The 20,266-nt window shown below is 34.1% G+C and carries 14 protein-coding genes; 6 read left to right on the top strand and 8 right to left on the bottom strand.

Annotated features, from left to right (window positions below; all coding sequences use genetic code 11):
• Positions 1-382: 382 nt before the first annotated feature.
• The 4 genes from DN392_RS27220 (at position 383) to DN392_RS27235 (ending at position 6,084) form a co-directional block, all read left to right on the top strand.
• Positions 383-1,837 (top strand): oligosaccharide flippase family protein, encoded by a 1,455-nt coding sequence (locus tag DN392_RS27220; protein ID WP_048566741.1) that lies wholly within the window; start codon positions 383-385, stop codon positions 1,835-1,837.
• A gap of 28 nt (positions 1,838-1,865) precedes the next feature.
• Positions 1,866-2,687: a glycosyltransferase family 2 protein gene (locus DN392_RS27225; protein WP_000672699.1), complete on the top strand. Its 822-nt coding sequence runs from the start codon at positions 1,866-1,868 to the stop codon at positions 2,685-2,687.
• Between the two features lie 246 nt (positions 2,688-2,933).
• On the top strand, positions 2,934-4,526 hold the full coding sequence (locus DN392_RS27230) for an ABC-F family ATP-binding cassette domain-containing protein (RefSeq protein WP_074651465.1): 1,593 nt from the start codon (positions 2,934-2,936) through the stop codon (positions 4,524-4,526).
• 97 nt (positions 4,527-4,623) lie between these two features.
• Positions 4,624-6,084: an ArnT family glycosyltransferase gene (locus tag DN392_RS27235; protein WP_064449084.1), complete on the top strand. Its 1,461-nt coding sequence runs from the start codon at positions 4,624-4,626 to the stop codon at positions 6,082-6,084.
• Positions 6,085-6,274: 190 nt separating this feature from the next.
• Here DN392_RS27235 and DN392_RS27240 read toward each other — a convergent pair whose 3' ends face one another.
• Entirely contained in the window at positions 6,275-7,147 is an 873-nt protein-coding gene (locus DN392_RS27240; RefSeq protein WP_000659617.1) for a TetR/AcrR family transcriptional regulator, read from the bottom strand.
• Between the two features lie 143 nt (positions 7,148-7,290).
• On the opposite strand from DN392_RS27240, the gene DN392_RS27245 reads away from it, so the two are divergent.
• Complete coding sequence (locus DN392_RS27245; RefSeq protein ID WP_001031851.1) at positions 7,291-10,407, top strand: efflux RND transporter permease subunit; 3,117 nt, start codon at positions 7,291-7,293, stop codon at positions 10,405-10,407.
• Between the two features lie 25 nt (positions 10,408-10,432).
• Here DN392_RS27245 and msrB read toward each other — a convergent pair whose 3' ends face one another.
• The 6 genes from msrB to lytS form a co-directional block, all read right to left on the bottom strand.
• The gene (gene msrB, locus DN392_RS27250; protein ID WP_000290170.1) at positions 10,433-11,398 is read right to left on the bottom strand and encodes a peptide-methionine (R)-S-oxide reductase MsrB; all 966 of its coding nucleotides are present in this window, start codon (positions 11,396-11,398) and stop codon (positions 10,433-10,435) included.
• Between the two features lie 91 nt (positions 11,399-11,489).
• Positions 11,490-12,533, bottom strand: a complete 1,044-nt coding sequence (locus DN392_RS27255; protein ID WP_001165999.1) for an AI-2E family transporter — start codon at positions 12,531-12,533, stop codon at positions 11,490-11,492.
• Positions 12,534-12,861: 328 nt separating this feature from the next.
• A complete protein-coding gene (lrgB, locus tag DN392_RS27260; RefSeq protein WP_000168869.1) occupies positions 12,862-13,554 on the bottom strand; it encodes an antiholin-like protein LrgB in 693 nt (230 codons plus the stop codon).
• Between the two features lie 34 nt (positions 13,555-13,588).
• Positions 13,589-14,020 carry an antiholin-like murein hydrolase modulator LrgA gene (gene lrgA, locus DN392_RS27265; protein WP_000104908.1) on the bottom strand — a complete coding sequence of 144 codons (432 nt, stop codon included), beginning with the start codon at positions 14,018-14,020 and terminating at the stop codon, positions 13,589-13,591.
• Positions 14,021-14,153: 133 nt separating this feature from the next.
• Positions 14,154-14,894 carry a LytR/AlgR family response regulator transcription factor gene (locus DN392_RS27270; RefSeq protein WP_000921823.1) on the bottom strand — a complete coding sequence of 247 codons (741 nt, stop codon included), beginning with the start codon at positions 14,892-14,894 and terminating at the stop codon, positions 14,154-14,156.
• Positions 14,872-16,641 carry a two-component system sensor histidine kinase LytS gene (gene lytS / locus DN392_RS27275; protein ID WP_000933595.1) on the bottom strand — a complete coding sequence of 590 codons (1,770 nt, stop codon included), beginning with the start codon at positions 16,639-16,641 and terminating at the stop codon, positions 14,872-14,874. Before lytS ends, DN392_RS27270 begins: the two co-directional genes overlap by 23 nt.
• A gap of 327 nt (positions 16,642-16,968) precedes the next feature.
• Between lytS and DN392_RS27280 the strand changes: the two genes are divergently transcribed.
• Positions 16,969-18,267 carry an MFS transporter gene (locus DN392_RS27280; RefSeq protein ID WP_088321554.1) on the top strand — a complete coding sequence of 433 codons (1,299 nt, stop codon included), beginning with the start codon at positions 16,969-16,971 and terminating at the stop codon, positions 18,265-18,267.
• A gap of 108 nt (positions 18,268-18,375) precedes the next feature.
• Here DN392_RS27280 and DN392_RS27285 read toward each other — a convergent pair whose 3' ends face one another.
• A complete protein-coding gene (locus tag DN392_RS27285) occupies positions 18,376-19,944 on the bottom strand; it encodes a BCCT family transporter (protein ID WP_064449083.1) in 1,569 nt (522 codons plus the stop codon).
• Positions 19,945-20,266: the final 322 nt, after the last annotated feature.

A 20,266-nucleotide genomic window follows, 5' to 3' on the forward strand; every position in this document is an offset into this window, starting at 1 on the left:
TGTAAACAATTCAAACATCCACTACGATTTTTATAGTCACCCCTTAACCTATATATCTATCTTAACTACGCATATCCATTCTTATTTTCTTTTTTATACAACTTATTTTATATATATTTCTATACAAGCAATAGTTGATTTACAAAGTTTATGTAAGGTACACTTATACTCGTAATTAACAAATGAAGGTGATGATTTATTGCACATATAAAAAAACTATACCTTCAAAACTGTATATAAAATGTATTTCATTATACTAAAATTATTCACACTTCAAATATATTTTTATATGGAGTCAAATAATTAGCTCTAATAAGGGTTCTTAATACGATACAAATGATATTTTGATTAAATCGTATTACTTTAATGAAAAGGTGAAATCATGCAAAAATCAATTATTTCTAATATCTTTTATAAAATGCTGCTCAATACATTTAATATTATACTCCCAATCTTAGTTGGTCCTTACGCGTATCGAATGCTAGGAGCCAAGTCAATAGGAACTGTTAACTACGCCGAAACTATTTTTAATTATTTTTTCATATTCGCAGTATTTGGTGTATATCAATACGGACTACGTGAAATTAGTTTAATAAAAAATGATAAAAGTAAAGTTTCTAAGTTATTTACAAGTCTTTATGTAATTAACTTTACGACTAGTATTTTGGCTTTACTATCCTTTTTACTCTTTAGTTACATTGGATACGGTAACGAAAACTTATTCCCTGTCCTTCTAATTTTCGGCTTCAATTTCATTTCAAATATATTTTATGTGGAGTGGTACAATGAAGCATATGAAAATTATGATTTCATTACTAAAAAAACAATTGTTGTTCGACTTATCTATGTTGGACTTCTTTTCTCTCTAGTTCATGGAGTGAATGATTATAAAACATTTGCCTGCTTATTAGTGCTCTCAACATTCTTAAATCATTTTATTAGTTTTATATATGTGAAACGCCAAGTCAAATTTGATTTTTCTAATTTAACGATTATTCCACATTTAAAACCCTTAGTATTAGTCGTTATTTTTTCAAATGCCAGTATTTTGTACACACAATTAGATCGACTTGTCTTAGGCGCATACGCAGGAAAAATAGAAGTCGCTTTCTATGTTATGGCTTTCCAAATTATGACTATCATCAATACACTTATGTTAAGTGTTGTACAAGTCACGATTCCAAGACTTTCGTATTTATCTGGAAATGCAGCTGAAAATGAATATGAATCTTTATTAAATAGAATTTCAAAAGTATATTTCATTACCTTATTTCCTGCGGCAATCGGTCTAATGCTCATTGCCCATACGGCCGTCATTATTTATGGTGGAAAGGAATTCGCTCCCGCTGGTAATACTTTAATTATTTTTGCTTTTTATATGATCACAGTAGGTATTGAGTCTATTTTATCGAATCAAATTATTTATGTGAAAAAGAAAGAAAATATTTTGGTGCGCTTTTTATTTATTTGTGGATTCGTCAACTTAGTATCCAATATCGCATTAATATTTTTCGATATACTCACTCCCACAACAGCAATTTTCACAACAACCATTGCAAACATTGGATTAATTACTCTCGAATATATATATATAAAAAAGAAATTAAAAGTGAATTATACATTGTTTGATATTCAAAAACTTAAATACCTATTTTATTCTCTAACATTTTTACCAATAGCGTTTATTATAAAAAAATTAGTCTCTGGACAAATCATACAATTCGCCCTAGTAATATTAATATGCGGATTAACATACATTCTTATCTTATTTGTAACAAAAGATGAGATTCTATTAGCTCTACTAGGAAAGCTACAAGCACGATTCAAAAAGGTGTAAACGCAACCTCTTAAAGGAGCTGTTAAAATTGAAATTTTCTTTGATTATGGCCACTTGTGGTAGACGTGATGATATTCTAGATCTACTAAAGTCACTTAAACAACAAACTTATAAAAACTTCGAACTTATTGTAGTAGATCAAAATGACATTCCAATCTCTGAGCTCTTTGAGGAATATACCAATAATTTTTCTATTAACTATATTTATACACCTATTAAAGGCCTATCTCGTGCAAGAAATATCGGCTTACAAGTTGCTAATGGCGATATTATTGCTTTTCCAGATGATGATTGTATTTACGAAACGAATGTCTTAGAGAGCATAGTAGCAACGTTTAACTCAAATGCACATATTCAATTTATATCGACAAACACTACAAACATTGAAAAAACAGGATCTTTAATACATGCGCCTGATAAAGACATCATTCTAAATAATAAGTATGGATTCATGGGCCCCTCTTTCGCTCTGTTTTTTACAAAACAATTTGTACAAAACGTTGGCACATTTAATGAAGATTTAGGTGTTGGATCTGGAACAATTTATGGTGCCGGTGAAGAGACTGATTTCGTACTACGAGGTATGAAAAAAAATTATATAGGTTTATTTAGAAAAAATCTTTTCGTGTACCATCCTGTAAAAGAGGATACTATAGATGAACAATCATTAAACAGAGCTATTTCTTACGCTGGTGGTTTTGGTAAAGTTATCTGTTTACATTATGGATTTCCTTACCTTGTACGTGCAGTCGTTGCCGCTATATTCCGCATGATGCAAAATATATTTAACGATAAACGTAAATTCCATGCAAATCGAGTAAGAGGCATTATCCGTGGATACTTTAAATAATTTTTATTTCCCCTAAAAAAGGTGCAATCATTTTTAATAAACTGATTGCACCTTCTATTTATCTATCTTTCTATTATACACAAAATAGTCTTTTCTAACCCTTCACGCTACGACGTTTTCGGTACTTCTCCAATAAATCTCTCATACTTATCACCATTATATATATTTTTTTCAAAATAATGAAACATAATTCTTGAAAAAATATACATTTTGAAATGATAGCATTATACGAAAGAATTTAGTATCATGATTCAAGGTACTATTTCAAGTTGGACGGAGGATATTATGAGCTTATTAACAGTCGAAAAACTAGGACATACATTTGGTGATCGTACATTATTTAAAGATGTATCCATGCGCTTACTCGCAGGAGAGCATGTTGGATTAGTTGGAGCAAACGGTGTTGGTAAATCAACATTTATGAATATAATTACTGGTCAGCTTATCCATGATGAAGGTCGTGTAGAATGGACACCTGGTACAAATTACGGTTACTTAGACCAACATACAATTTTAACACCCGGTCGCACGATCCGTGATGTATTAGCAGATGCATTTTTACCTTTATTTGAAAAGGAAAAAGCTTTAAATGAAGTTACAGAAAAAATGGGAACTGCTACACCGGAAGAATTAGAGGAACTTCTTGAGCAAATGGCAGAAATTCAAGATGCTCTTGAAGCAGGTGGCTTCTATTTATTAGATATTAAAATCGAGGAAGCAGCTCGTGGTCTTGGAATTGATGCAATCGGTTTAGATCGTGATGTTGCTGCATTAAGTGGTGGACAACGTACAAAAGTATTACTTGCAAAGTTACTACTTGAACAACCAGAAGTATTACTATTAGACGAACCTACCAACTATCTAGACGTTGAACATATTCATTGGTTAACAAATTATTTAAAAGAATATCCTCATGCCTTCCTATTAATTTCCCATGATACGGAATTTATGAATAAATGTGTCGATATTATTTTCCATCTAGAATTCACAAAAATGACGCGTTATACAGCGACATATGAAAAATTCCTAGAGCTAGCGGAAATCAATAAAAATCAGCATATAAATGCTTATGAAAAACAACGCGAATTTATTAAAAAGCAAGAAGACTTTATTGCGAAGAACAAAGCTCGTTATTCAACGACGGGTCGTGCAAAGAGTCGTCAAAAACAACTTGATCGCATGGAGCGTATTGATCGTCCTGAAACGGCAATTAAGCCAGAATTCTCTTTCAAAGAGTGTCGTGCAAGTAGTCGTTTCGTCTTTGAAGGTGAAGATGTAGAAATCGGATATACACATCCATTATTACCAAAATTAACGATGACAATTGAACGCGGTGAAAAAATTGCAATTGTTGGATGCAATGGTGTTGGTAAATCAACATTACTAAAAACGATTTTAGGCAAGATTAAACCATTAAGCGGTAAAACAAGCCTTGGTGATTTCCTAACGCCATCATACTTCGAACAAGAAGTAAAAGCTGATAATATAACACCGATTGATGATGTGTGGAATACATTTCCTAGCATGGACCAACATCAAATCCGTGCAATGTTAGCAAAATGTGGTTTAAAAAATGAACATATCTCTCGCCCTTTAAGTCAATTAAGTGGTGGTGAACAGGCAAAAGTTCGTTTATGTAAACTAATGGGAGAAGAAAGTAACTGGCTATTATTTGATGAGCCAACAAACCACCTTGATGTTACAGCAAAAGAAGAGCTTAAAAAAGCTATGAAAGCATATAAAGGAACGATTCTACTTGTATGTCACGAACCAGACTTTTATGAAGATTGGATAACAAAGGTTTGGGACGTAGAAGAATGGTCTCAACAAAACTCTTAATTTCTTAAAACAAGCCCTATGCAGACTAAGTTAAGTTTGCATAGGGCCATTTTCATTGAAATAACTTATAAAATTCATTAAGGAGTTTAGACATATAATGCAAAATATATTTTCTCTAAAAGCCAATGCATTTTTTGTAAAGTGTTTATTACTACTATGCCTATTTATTTATGCAGCCATAACATGGTATTCCATATCCATAATTGGAAGTACTTCCGATTCTCGTTTCCTTGTTATAGTCCCACCCATTATTATAGGTCTACTCCTTTTACTTATTGGTTACATTGCGAATAAATATATGTCAAAAATAGTATTTACTATTTCACTTATTACTTTAACTTTTTCGATTCGATTGATCTGGATTCTCAATATTCCAACCCCCATCGAATCTGACTTTGCAGTGATGTACTATAGCGCAGTCCAAGCCGCTAAAGGCGACTTTAGTTTTGCTCAAAATACATACTATACTTCATGGGTGTATCAACTTGGTTTTACAATGTATCAAGCTTTTATTATAAAATTATTCGGAGAATCTCCTACACTGCTGAAGATTTTAAATGTTGCATATTGCACAGGAACAACATTACTGATTTATAAGATTACTTCGAAGGTATTTAATGAATGGTCTGGGCGTATTGCAGGGATAATATACTCGCTATATATCCCAAGCATTATAATGAGCTCTGTATTAACAAATCAACACCTTGCTACCTTCTTCTTTTACCTTGGTTTTTATATATTAATTACAAAGGGATTAAGCCATAAATATATGTGGATTTTTATAGGAATCTTCCTATCTCTAGGAGATATCATCCGTCCACTTGGTGCCTTAATTTTGATTGCCGTAACTATTTATACTTTTTTACAAGTAATATTAGGAAAATCAAAACAGAGTGTTTTCCATTCTATAAAAAAACTTGTTGGTATTTTCATCATTTTTTACCTTGTACATTATATTATTAGCTACATACTTATATCCACCGGTGTTACACAATATCCGCTCTCTAATCGTGATCCGCTATGGAAATTCACAGTAGGATTTAATCATGACACAAAAGGCGGTTATTCTGAGGAAGATGCAGAATATATTACATCCATTGAAATTGGTGAGGAACGGACAGTCGCTGAAAAAAAACTTATTCAAGAACGCATAGCTGACCCGAAAAAAGTTTTATCTTTATTTAAAGACAAGTTCATACTTATGTGGGCCGATTACGACTCAGCTCCGATGTGGAGTTTATTTGGATTAGAACATAAAGACAATGATATAATCACATTAAAAGACAACCTTATAAAATACGAAAGATATATTTATGTTACCACCTTGCTATTTGGTATATTGTCACTTCTTTATCTTATAATAACTAAACAAAATGAAACTCCTTATACATTATTTTTACTACTAATAATTGGTTATGTAGCTATTCATTTCTTAATCGAATATCAAACAAGATATCGTTATTTCATCATTCCTAGCTTTACGATTATTCAAAGCTATGGAGTGTATATATGTCATATCCTAATAACAAAAAGAAACTCAATACAAGATTTAAAATAAAAAGATTATTGAATTTTGTATACACAATACAGATTATCTTATCGACTAATATAAAGGTACACCAAACATGCACAATGCCATATCAACTCTTTGAAATATTCACGTAATAACACCCTTACATGATTTACAACAATATAAGGAAGCAGTATTCGTTCATTAATAAAAAAGGTAACAATGAAAGCCATCATTGTTACCTTTTTATATTGTAATACCCCATAAGTCGCAAACGAAATTCCTTTAAATTTGGATATGCCTCTAAATTAGACAGCATCCCTTGAATAACTGGAATCCTTGGATTTGGTAATCTCATTTCTGCCTCTAAAACATCTAGCGTAATAAGTAATTCATCATCTTCTAATTGATCAGCTAATGTACGCTTAAAAACAATGATTTCTTTTAAAAAATGCTCCTTAACTTGTTCTTTAATAAACTCTGATTTACAAAGAAACTCTCCAAGTCTTTCTTCATGTAAAACAGGTTCTTCCGAAGATTCTATAAGTCCATCTACTAAATGATCCACCCTTTTTAAAATAAAAGCCGATACATAGGACAAATCAATTTCTGGCGCTTGTAAAATAATTAGTTCTAAATATCCACGGCAGATCCCTTCTACCATAATTACTAAATCTAATAAATACGGCATAACCTTGTCACCATAAATAGACAACAAACTATTTCGATAAAATGCATGAGATTCCAATTTCATTCGCATCATAAACTCTTCTACTTCTTTATTAAAAGGTATAGCATTTTCCCTCGCATGCATAATAATAAATTCTTTATGCTTTTGTATATCATTAAACTGGCAATGCAATTGTTTTGCAAATTTTTCACGCGGCAATAACGATTCTTTTTCAATATCCATCATTTTATTTTGAATCTTGTCATAGTAATATCGAAGTGTTGCTAATAAAAGTTCCTCTTTCGATTTAAAGTATAAATAGAAAGCTCCCTTAGATATGCCACAAGCGGTCACAATTTCCTGTACTGATGTCGCATTTACACCCTTAGTCGCAAATAACTTCATAGCCATCTCTATAATTAAACGCTCTTTTTCTTTCATATCATGTCTCTCCTAAATTTAATCTCGCATCTTATTATGAATTTATTATACCACCCCTTTTCATTGACGGCTGACCAATCAGTCAGTTATATTATGTATTAGACTGACCAGTTGGTCAATACAATACAAAAGGGAGCGCAAACATGAACAAATTCATTAATTTCTCGTTAAAAAATAAGTTCGCAGTTTGGCTACTAACCATTATTGTTACCATTGCAGGTATTTATTCTGGGCTGAACATGAAGCTGGAAACAATTCCTGATATTACAACACCGGTTGTAACAGTAACCACGGTTTATCCTGGTGCTACACCAGAAGAAGTAGCTGACAAAGTTTCAAAACCGATGGAAGAGCAACTGCAAAATTTAAGTGGTGTAAACGTTGTTAGTTCATCATCTTTTCAAAACGCATCTTCTATTCAGATAGAATATGATTTTGATAAAAATATGGAAAAGGCTGAAACAGAAATTAAAGAAGCTCTCGCAAATGTGAAATTTCCAGAAGGTGTAAAAGACCCGAAAGTTTCACGTGTAAACTTTAATGCCTTTCCAGTTATTTCGTTAAGCGTAGCAAGTAAAAATGAATCTTTAGCTACCTTAACTGAAAATGTAGAGAAGAATGTTGTGCCAGGATTAAAAGGACTTGATGGTGTTGCATCTGTTCAAATTTCAGGTCAACAAGTAGATGAAGTACAACTTGTCTTCAAGAAAGATAAGATGAAAGAATTAGGTTTAAGTGAAGATACTGTAAAAAATGTAATTAAAGGATCGGACGTATCTTTACCACTTGGCTTATATACATTTAAAGATACAGAAAAATCGGTTGTTGTAGATGGGAATATTACGACAATCAAAGCATTAAAAGAATTAAAGATCCCGGCTATACCTTCATCACCTAGCGGTCAAGGTAGTCAAAACGCTGGAGCTGGTACACAAACACCGCAAATGAATCCAGCGGCTATGAACGGGATTCCGACAGTTACATTAGACGAAATTGCTGACATTAAAGAAGTCGGAAAAGCAGAATCTATTTCTCGAACAAATGGAAAAGAAGCAATTGGAATTCAAATTGTGAAAGCTGCTGACGCGAATACTGTTGATGTTGTAAATGCAGTGAAAGATAAAGTAAAAGACCTTGAGAAAAAATATAAAGACTTAGAGATTATTTCAACATTCGACCAAGGTGCACCGATTGAGAAATCAGTAGAAACAATGCTGAGCAAAGCCATTTTTGGTGCTATCTTTGCGATTGTTATTATTATGCTGTTCCTACGAAATATCCGAACAACATTAATCTCTGTCGTTTCCATACCACTTTCTTTATTAATTGCTGTATTAGTCATAAAACAAATGGATATTACGCTTAACATTATGACACTTGGAGCAATGACAGTCGCTATTGGACGCGTTGTTGATGACTCTATTGTTGTTATTGAAAATATTTACCGACGAATGTCGTTATCAGAAGAGAAACTGCGCGGAAAAGATTTAATTCGTGAAGCTACGAAGGAAATGTTCATCCCAATTATGTCTTCTACCATTGTAACAATTGCTGTATTCTTACCGCTTGGACTAGTAAAAGGTATGATTGGTGAAATGTTCTTACCATTTGCCTTAACTATCGTCTTCGCTTTATTAGCATCGTTACTAGTAGCAGTTACAATCGTGCCGATGTTAGCTCACTCTTTATTTAAAAAAGAGAGCATGAGGGAAAAAGAAGTACATCATGAAGAAAAACCAAGTAAATTAGCAAATGGGTATAAACGCATACTTGCATGGGCTTTAAATCACAAAATTGTTACATCAAGTATCGCTGTCCTTCTATTAGTTGGTAGTCTTGCACTAGTGCCAATTATCGGTGTAAGTTTCTTACCAGCTGAAGAAGAAAAAATGATCATTACAACGTACAATCCTGAACCAGGGCAAACGTTAGAAGACGTTGAAAAAATTGCAACGAAAGCTGAGAAGCACTTCCAAGATAATAAAGACGTCAAAACAATTCAATTCTCATTAGGTGGAGAAAACCCAATGAGCCCTGGTCAATCAAATCAAGCAATGTTCTTCGTACAATATGATAACGACACGAAAAACTTTGAAAAAGAAAAAGAACAAGTCGTTAAAGATTTACAGAAGATGTCTGGAAAAGGTGAATGGAAAAACCAAGATTTCGGAGCGAGTGGCGGTAGTAATGAAATTAAACTATACGTTTACGGAGATAGCTCTGAAGAAATTAAGCCTGTCGTAAAAGATATTCAAAATATCATGAAGAAAAATAAAGACTTAAAAGATGTAGACTCTAGTATTGCAAAAACGTATGCAGAATACACTTTAGTCGCAGATCAGGAAAAACTAAGCAAAATGGGTCTAACGGCTGCACAAATCGGAATGGGACTTTCTAATCAACATGATCGCCCTGTTGTGACAACAATTAAAAAAGACGGTAAAGATGTCAATGTATATGTAGAAGCTGAAAAGCAAAATTATGAAACAATCGATGACTTAACAAATCGTAAAATTACAACGCCACTTGGTAATGAAGTGGCTGTGAAAGATGTTATGACTGTAAAAGAAGGGGAAACTTCGAATACAGTGAAACACCGTGATGGCCGTGTTTATGCAGAAGTAAGTGCAAAACTAACATCTGATGACGTTTCAAAAGCATCTGCCGCGGTTCAAAAAGAAGTAGATAAAATGGATCTTCCTTCCGGCGTAGATGTTTCTATGGGCGGCGTTACAAAAGATATTGAAGAATCATTCAAGCAACTTGGCTTAGCGATGTTAGCTGCGATTGCGATTGTATACTTCGTTCTTGTCGTTACATTTGGTGGTGCTCTTGCACCATTCGCAATTTTATTCTCGCTACCATTTACAATTATCGGAGCTCTTGTTGCCTTATTAATCTCTGGTGAAACGTTAAGTGTCTCTGCAATGATCGGTGCGCTTATGTTAATCGGTATCGTTGTAACAAACGCAATCGTGCTTATCGACCGCGTTATTCATAAAGAAAATGAAGGTCTATCAACACGTGAAGCTTTATTAGAAGCTGGTGCAACACGCCTTCGTCCAATTTTAATGACTGCAATTGCAACAATTGGGGCTCTTATCCCGCTTGCATTAGGATTTGAAGGTAGCGGCTTAATTTCTAAAGGACTTGGTGTAACAGTAATTGGTGGATTAACAAGTTCAACGTTATTAACACTTCTTATTGTCCCAATCGTTTATGAAGTATTAAGCAAGTTCAAAAAGAAAAAAGCAAAATAAAAAAATAACCTCGCTAATTGCGAGGTTATTTTTTATTCCCAAATACGACTAGAAAATCACCATATCCTTCTTTCTCTAATTCCTCTTTTCGGATAAATCGAAGGGCTGCGGAATTAATACAGTAACGAAGACCATTTGGTCCTGGGCCATCCGGGAATACATGACCTAGATGTGAATCTCCCTCTTTGCTTCTCACTTCCGTACGCGTCATATTATGACTGACATCCATTTTTTCTTTCACACTTGCTGACATAACTGGCTTCGTAAAGCTAGGCCATCCACACCCGCTATCAAATTTATCTAAAGAAGTAAATAACGGTTCACCTGAGACGATATCTACATAAAGTCCTTCTTCTTTATGATTCCAATATTCATTTTGAAAGGGTGGCTCAGTTCCATTTTCCTGTGTTACATAAAATTGCATCTCATTTAGTTTTTCTTTTAAATGAGCATTATCTTTTTGCCAATGTTGTTTAATAAACGCATCCCGCCCTGACCCTTTACGGTATAACTCATAGCGGAATGTATTTTTCTTATGATATCCTTGGTGATAGTCTTCAGCTGGATAAAACGTAGCTGCTGGTAATACTTTTGTCGCAATTGGTTTTGAAAAGCGTCCACTCTTTGCAAGCTCTTCTTTTGAAGCATTTGCTTTTTTATGTTGTTCTTCATTATGATAAAAAATCACTGTTTCGTAAGACTGTCCGCGGTCGTGGAATTGCCCACCTATATCAGTCGGATCAATTTGTCTCCAATATATATTTAATAACTCCTCATACGGCATTTTATTTGCATCAAATGTAATTTGTACTGCCTCATAATGTCCAGTCGTTTCTGAACATACTTCTTTATATGTTGGACTCTCTTTATGACCACCTGTATAACCAGAAACAACCTTTATAATTCCTTCCATCTCTTCAAATGGCGAAACCATACACCAGAAACACCCTCCAGCAAATGTAGCTAACTCTACCTTTTCATTTACAGCCATTATTTCACCCCTATTCTATCTTCTGCTTACAGTATGGCATAAAAAACATCATGTTATAAAAGAAAAAGCATCGAACATCGATGCTTTTTCTTTACTTCACCTTATTTTTTCTGGCTTCATTCTCCATTTCATCACTTGTCACATCTAAGACATCTAATAAGAAAATGAAGATTGGAATACCGATAATTAATCCCCATACACCTAAGAAGTGTTCTGAGAAGATTAATACCATAAATGTATAGAAAATCGGTAAGTTTGTTTTTTGCGACATGAACTTCGGATTTAACACGTAACTTTCAAGTGCATGAATTACTGTTACGATAATTAAAATATAAACAACGTACATAATACCGCCAATATTGTAAGCAATCATACAAAGCGGGAATAACGAAATGATAACCCCAGCTACTGGAATTAAACCAAGTAAGAAGATCATTAACGCTAAACCTAATAATTGCGGGAATCCTAATATCCATAGTGCAATAACGGATAAAACACAGTTAACAACTGCAATTAAAAATTGTGCTTCAATTACTTTTCCGAATGAACGTGCAAATTTCTTACCGAAGTACTCAATTTCAGTATAGAAAATTGCAAGTCGGCTTTCTTTAAATTTTGCAGTAAAAGCAACGATACGAGCTTTCTCCAATAAGAAAAATAAACTTAAAATTAAAGAAAGTAATACTTGAAGGCCAAATTTCCCAACATTCGTAATCGATTTATATAAAATGTCAACGCCTTGTCCTACATATTTCGAAAGTTCCATATGATTGACAGCGTTAACTGCATACTTAATTAATTCACTATCTGGTGGGTTTCTTAAAAACACGTTAAATTGATAAATCAATTGTGAAATTTGTATCGTTAATACTGGTAAATATTTGAATAATGTAATAACAATTCCACCGATTAACATTACATATAGAAATGCTATAATGAGCTTTCGATTAATGGGCATGAAGTGATCTAATTTGCGGGAAATAAACTTTTGGAATCGATCCATTAAATACGTGAGAATAAACGTAATTAAAATTAAATTCAACATACTTTGCAGCCCGTATAACACGAGAGCAAGTATTACTAATACGAGAAACCTCTGAAATCCTTTGCTTTGAAACAGGTTTTTTATTTGCATAATCGACGAGTACTCTCTCCTGTCCTATAAAGTAAAACGTTAATAAGTAGATTTTTTCTCTCTTCTCTACCTTTAATTATTTATTCATATAAAGATTTTTATAAACTTATTATAGATCTCTCTTAGCAGATCCTATAGTAGCTTACTTCTTATTTTACAATACAATGACCTAATTCAAAATGTATTCTACACAGTATTAATGAAGATTTAAGGAAACTTACATTTTTTTAAAATAGGTCTTACCACTACTGTAACATAAAAAGCAAGCTATCAGTAGAAATCTGTCCTACAAATAGCTTGCTTTTCTCATTTTTTTAAGTAAGTTTTATTAGCCAATGAATGGCATAAACATCGGTATGACAACTACAGTTACAACCCCTACTACTGTTACAGCAATACTTGCCATAGCTGCCTCTACTTCACCCATTTCAATTCCTACTGCCACTCCTAATGCGTGACCTGCTGTTCCAAGTGCTAAACCTTTTGCAATTGGATGTTTTACTCTAAATGTTTTTAAGAATAATGCTCCTAATGCGTATACAATAACCGCGTTAAAAATAACTGCAAACGATGTAATTGCTGGTATACCACCAATACTTTCAGAGATCGGTAATGCAATTGCTGTTGTTGCTGCTTGTGGTAACATTGAATTCATTACTGCTGTATCTAGACCAATTGCTTTTGCAACAATGAACACGACAATTACTGAGCAAATAGATCCAACCACGATAGCCGATAAAATTTGCCACCAATATTTTTTCAACTTATCCACTTGTTTATATAATGGAATTGCAAACGCGATTGTTGCTGGTTCTAAGAAGAAGCTAATCATTTTTCCGCCAGTATTATATTCTTCAAAAGTAAAGTTACCTACTTTTAGAAAGACAATCCCTAATACCATCGCTACGAATAATGGTGTGAATAAGAAGAATCCTTTTGAATGCTTAAATAATAATGTTCCGATTCCGTATGCGATTAATGAAACGACGATTCCGAAATATGGAGTCATTGTGCTTGCCATGTTCATTCCCTCCTAACAATATATACTAAATTGGTTACGCAACTTTTCCGTGCTTGCGTCCTTTATTTACTACTTTCAATTCTTTCGTATCTTCTATTTCTTTATCGTCTTTTCCTAAAATAAATTGTGCAAATAATCCTGTTACAGCGAGTAAAATAATTGTTGCGACAACAATTACAGTTAAAATTTGTACAAAATATTGTCCCATTACACCGAGAGAATTAATAACCGAAATACCTGATGGAACGAAAAGGAATCCGATAATACCTGTTAAAGCCGTTCCGAGTGATTCAACTTGTTCCAATTTAATAACTTTTAAACATAATAGGCTAAATAAAATAACTAATCCGATCACCGATGAAGGCATCGGAATTGGTAAATGCGTTGCAATAATATTAGAAACTAACATAATAGCTGAAAATATGAATGCTTGTGATAAGAAACTATATACTTTTTTCGTACTCATTTTGGCCACCTCTTTCGATTTGGTACCTTTATTGTATAAGATAAAAACAAAACTGTAAGCGTTTACATAGTGGGACGTCAAATATACAAAATTAGTTACAAAAATAGGCAGACGAAATACAAAAAGCTACTTCTTAAATACGAAGTAGCTTTTTGAGTTCTTTTGCATATGTACGGCTAACAGGTACTTTTGATCCTTCTTTCATAATTAAATTATATGTAGAATTGAACCATGGTTGTATTTCTGTAATATGATTAATATTTGCAATAAAACTACGATGGACACGCATAAAACTTGCTTGTGGCAACTTCTTTTCCAAAATTACAAGCGTATCATGTGTTACATACGTTTCTCTCATTGTTTTTACTGTCACTTTTCCGTCCACAAGTCCTACATATATAATATCTTCAATATTCACGAGTACAATCGATTCTTCAATTGGTAATGCTAATTTATGCATCTCGGTCGTTACGTCTACACTCTTTACTTCTTGTTTTGTTTCTAATTTTATTTGTTTTTGCTTTTTATATTTCTTTAATGTCTGTACGATACGTTCTTCATCAAATGGCTTTAAAATGTAGTCTAACGCATCTACTTCAAATGCTTGCAATGCATATTGATCATAGGCAGTAGCAAACACAATTGCAGGGGGATTTTTCATCTTCTTTAATATATTTGCAATTTCAAATCCGTTATCATCAGATAGCTGAATGTCTAGGAAAACAATATCTGGTTTGTTTTTCATTAATTCCTCTAATGCATCCTCTACACAATCCGCCTCACCAATTATCTCTACTTCTTTCGTTTGCTCTAATAAATATTTCAATTCATCACGCGCTAACATTTCATCATCAACTACTAATACTTTTAACACTCCGTTTTTCCTCCCCTACTTTTTTCGGAATTACAAAGAGGAACTTTGTCCCTTGCTCTAATTCACTTTCAATTTGAAGCATTGTCTCTTTCCCAAATAACCCGATAAGTCGTTCATTAATATTATATAAAGCTGTTCCAGTCCCTTTCTTTGATGGAACTACCATTTTTCCTAATTGTCCTAGACGTTCACTCTCAATTCCTTGTCCATTATCTTGGACTTCAAAATGCACCATCCCCTCTTTTTCAAACACATGTACTTCAACTTCGCACACCGGCTGCTTTTTCGGAAAAGCATGGCGCAATGCATTTTCAACTAATAGCTGCAGTACAAATGGTGGAACTAAGGTCGTCTTTAACTCTTCCTCAATGTACATCTTCACTTCATACTTATTCGGAAACCGCGCTTGTTCTAACGATAAATATGCATGTACATGATTTAACTCTTGTTCTAATGGAATAAGCAATTGGCGTGCCCCTTGCAAATTACAACGAAAATACACGCTAAGCTGCAATAATAATTTTCTCGCTTTTTCTACATCTGTTCGGCATAAAGCCGATACAGTATTAATTGCATTAAATAAAAAATGCGGATTGATTTGTGCTTGTAACGCTTTTATTTCAGCATCTTGCAATAACTTACTTTGTAACTCTGCTTCACCTAACTCAAGTTGTGTAGAGAATATTTTTGCTAACCCTTCTGCTAATTCCTCTTCCACACGACTTAACTGGCTAGAATTTTTAAAATATAATTTTAATGTCCCAATTGTATTTCCATGTGAAGTTAGTGGAATAACGATTGCCGCCTGCAAAGGGCAGCCTTCATGTTGACAATTAATAACCTCACGCGATTTCGCTTTCATTATTTTTCCTGTGTTCAACACTTCTTTCGATAAACCAGTTATTAAACTATGTGAAGGAATATGGTGATCTGATGCTAATCCAACGTGAGCTAATATTTTCTCTGTATCTGTTAAGGATACCGCATCTGTTCCCGTAAAGCGGTGAATAATTTGTGCCACATGTTTACAAGAATCCTCTGTTAATCCGCGGCGAAAATATGGTAATGTTTTGTCAGCAATTCGTAATACTTTATGCGTTTGTAAAGCTTTCGCATTTTCTTCCTGGCGCAAAATAGCTTGTATCATAGAAAGTAAAATAAAACTCCCGAAACTATTTACAAGTATCATTGGTATCGCAATTGTTTTCACGATACTAATCCCATCCTCTACGATTAATAAGATCATAATCATCTCTAAAGAAACGATAAACACACTTAAAATCGCTGAAAATTTAGGCGTAATTGCACGATTATATTTTTTAAAAATGTATCCAATATACCCCGTTATAACACCTGCTAAAATTGATGAAATTGCACAACTTAGCGCTGTCGTCCCGCCAAGCATATAACGGTGAATACCAGCAATCGATCCCACTCCAATTCCGACGATAGGACCACCAAGCAGTCCACTAATTCCAACACCCATAATACGTGTATTCGCAATTGTACTAGATGACGAAACACCTTGTAGCCAATTTTCTTTCATAATTGTATTCCCGGCAATTTCAATTCCTGTGTAATTGCTTACAATTGTAAACACTGAAAAAATACAAATAAGCTTAAGCTTATCTACATATCCATCTTGTCTATGAAGAAGGCGCCTGAACGTTTTAATATGAGAAAGTAAAAATCCTAAAATAACAATAAGTCCAACACGTTCAATCATCATAAGTACTAAATTTAGCATCTGTGATTCATTCCTTTTTATATGAGTTAGTTTTATTATGGGAAAATAATGAAGTGGGCGTCAAGGAGAATGCAATATCTTTTGAAATATTTTACACATAACTATCCCCTCTTTATTTGACAATCTAATAGAAGAGTGCTAAAAATAAAGTAATATAATACAGTCCTTTAACCCAACCCCGTGAGGTTGAGAAGGAAGTCGGAATATACTATACGTATGGTCTTTTTTAGGGATACGTATGCTTTTTTGGCCTTCTCATCATATCAGGTGAGAAGGCCTTTTGTTATTCTTCCATAGCGACTGTAGAAAAAATAAGGAGGAGTAATGATGAACGTCACTACTGATGTACAATCAACAACAGAGGAAACGAAGGAGAAAAGATATAAAACATTGTTTGGTTCTGCGCTAGGATATGCAGCAGAAGGTTTAGATATGTTGCTCTTATCTTTCGTACTCGTCTACATTTTAAAAGAATTTCATTTAAGCCCTGTTGAAGGTGGAAACTTAACATTAGCTACCACAATAGGAATGCTAATTGGGTCTTATTTATTTGGATTTATTGCTGATTTATTTGGGCGTATCCGTACGATGGCCTTCACAATCTTACTATTCTCACTAGCAACAGCACTTATTTATTTCGCAACAGATTATTGGCAATTATTAATTCTTCGCTTTTTAGTTGGAATGGGAGTTGGTGGTGAATTCGGGATTGGGATGGCCATCGTAACTGAAACATGGTCTAAAGAAATGCGCGCTAAGGCGACATCCGTTGTTGCACTGGGATGGCAATTTGGCGTACTAGTCGCTTCACTCCTTCCAGCATTTATCGTCCCGCATTTCGGATGGAGAGCTGTTTTCTTATTTGGGCTCATTCCCGCTCTACTAGCTGTCTATGTACGCAAAAGTTTAAGTGAACCGAAAATATGGGAACAAAAACAACGATACAAAAAAGAGTTGTTACAACAAGAAGCTGAAGGTAATTTAACAACTACTGAGGCAGAACAACTAAAGCAAATAAAAAAGTTCCCACTTCGAAAGTTATTTGCCAATAAAAAAGTAACGATAACAACCATTGGTCTTATTATTATGTCATTTATCCAGAACTTTGGATATTATGGAATTTTTACATGGATGCCAACTATTTTAGCGAATAAATATAACTACACATTAGCAAAAGCGAGCGGTTGGATGTTCATCTCTACGATCGGCATGCTAATTGGAATTGCAACGTTTGGTATTCTAGCCGATAAAATTGGCCGCCGTAAAACTTTTACAATCTATTATGTCGGTGGTACTATATACTGTCTCATTTACTTCTTCTTATTCACAGACTCAACATTATTGTTATGGGGAAGTGCATTGCTGGGATTCTTTGCAAATGGCATGATGGGAGGATTCGGAGCAGTTTTAGCTGAAAACTATCCTGCTGAAGCTCGATCGACAGCAGAGAACTTTATTTTCGGTACAGGACGTGGGTTAGCTGGATTTGGACCTGTTATTATCGGATTACTCGCTACAGGTGGTAACTTAATGGGAGCACTATCTCTCATCTTCATTATCTACCCAATCGGTTTAGTTACAATGCTATTATGTGTCCCAGAGACGAAAGATAAAGTATTAGAATAGATTGAAATTGTACAGAGTACTATCCCCTTCGAGAAAAGTAGTTAAATAAATAGTAAAGAGGAAGCATCTCAAATGAAATGCTTCCTCTTTTTATATAAATACAATTCTTTATTTTGATTTACTAGCTTTTTGGAACAAGAAGGAAGTTTTCTCTTCTTCTTTTACAATACCTTGTTTTAACGCTAATTCCCCTGCAACTTTAGGCGCTAGCCATAGCATTGGGAATAACAGAATAGATACTGGGACAGCAGTTACTACGATGAATGATTGTAAGGCGTTAATACTTCCCTCACCCATGTATAAAAGAATCGCTGCAACTGCGCCCATAATAAGCGACCAAAACACTCGCAAACTAATTCTAGGATCTCCATCTCCAGTCACTGCCATTGAAATCGAATACGCCATAGAATCTCCTGTTGTCACTACAAATAAAATTGTTAATAAAAGAAATGCAGGTCCAATAATATTAGATAGTGGCAGTTGCTCTGTAATTGCAATCATAGCCGCCGGCATACCAGATTCACTTAATGCGGTCGAGATAGAACCAGGACTCATTAACTCATAAAACACACCTGATCCCCCTAGTATAGTAAACCAAAACGTTGTAATAATAGGTGCAATAATTCCAATTGCAACGATGATTTCTCGGATTGTTCTTCCTCTTGAAATACGGCTCACTAAAATTGCCATCATCGGTCCATATCCAATAAACCATCCCCAGAAAAAGATTGTCCATGATCCTAACCAACCTGAATCCCCACGATATGTGCTCATTGGAATAAATTCATTTATATAAAATCCAAACGAAGAAACAAATGAATCGATAATAAATCCACCTGGTCCAAACAGTAATACGAATACCATTAATAAAACTGCTAACCTAACATTTAAATCACTTATAATTTGAATCCCTTTATCAATTCCTGTTACCGCAGATATAGTAGAAACAGCTACTACACAAACAATAATGGCTAATTGAGTAGTAAACACATCAGGAATGTCAAACAATGCTTGTAATCCATAACTTGCTTGTAGTCCTAAAAATCCAATTGGACCAATTGTCCCTGCTGCTACTGCAATAATTGCAAACACATCGATCGTTGTTCCAAGCCAACTCTTTCGCAATTTCTCTCCAAAAATAGGATATAAAAGCGTTCGAGGTTTTAACGGCATACCTTTATGATAATGTCCGTACATCATAACTACCGCACTAATTGTTCCTAAAATCGTCCAAGCGAGGAAACCCCAATGCATATAACTTTGTGCTAAAGCAGGCATTACTGCTTCTTTCGTTCCAGCAGTTATACCCTCATGTATTGGTGGCACCGTCATCAAATGGTACATCGGCTCTGCAGCTGCCCAAAAAACGCCACCTCCGGCAAGTAATGTAGACATAATAATAGCGAGCCATTTCGTCGTACTAATCTCAGGTTTTTCTAGCCCCCCAAGTTTAACTCTCCCATATTTTGAAAACGCCATACACATGGCAACAACAAATGTACCAATTAATAAAACCTGCCAAAAGGCACCAAAATATTTAATTGAAACTGCAAAACTGCTATTAATGGCTCCCTCTACGTAACTTTTATTTAAAATAACTGCAATTACAAATAATAAAAGTGAGCCACCACTAATAAGAAATACAGGCCAATCCGTTTTTCGACTCTTCATCCTCATTTACACTTCCTCCTTCCTCAGCAATCTAAAAAAACAACTTTATTATGTTTTATTGTTTACACCCAAAACATAATGATTATATAAGCATAATAATTCATCGATTTTCTACACACTTATGTTGTCCCTAAAAATATGCTAAATCCCTTATTTAAAAGAAATTTTCTATTCCTATTACATAAAAAAGCAAAACAAAAGACCTTATATTTCTATAAGGTCTTCGAAACAGAAATTTGATTATAACATAAGGAACTCCTTGGTTCAAAAAGCTCCTTCCAAAAATAACCGAGAGTAAAGGCTTCCATTTGCTACGTAACAGTAATTA

Origin of the sequence: Bacillus sp. BB51/4 (assembly GCF_008368845.1) — a bacterium.
Taxonomy (GTDB): Bacteria; Bacillota; Bacilli; order Bacillales; family Bacillaceae_G; genus Bacillus_A; species Bacillus_A wiedmannii.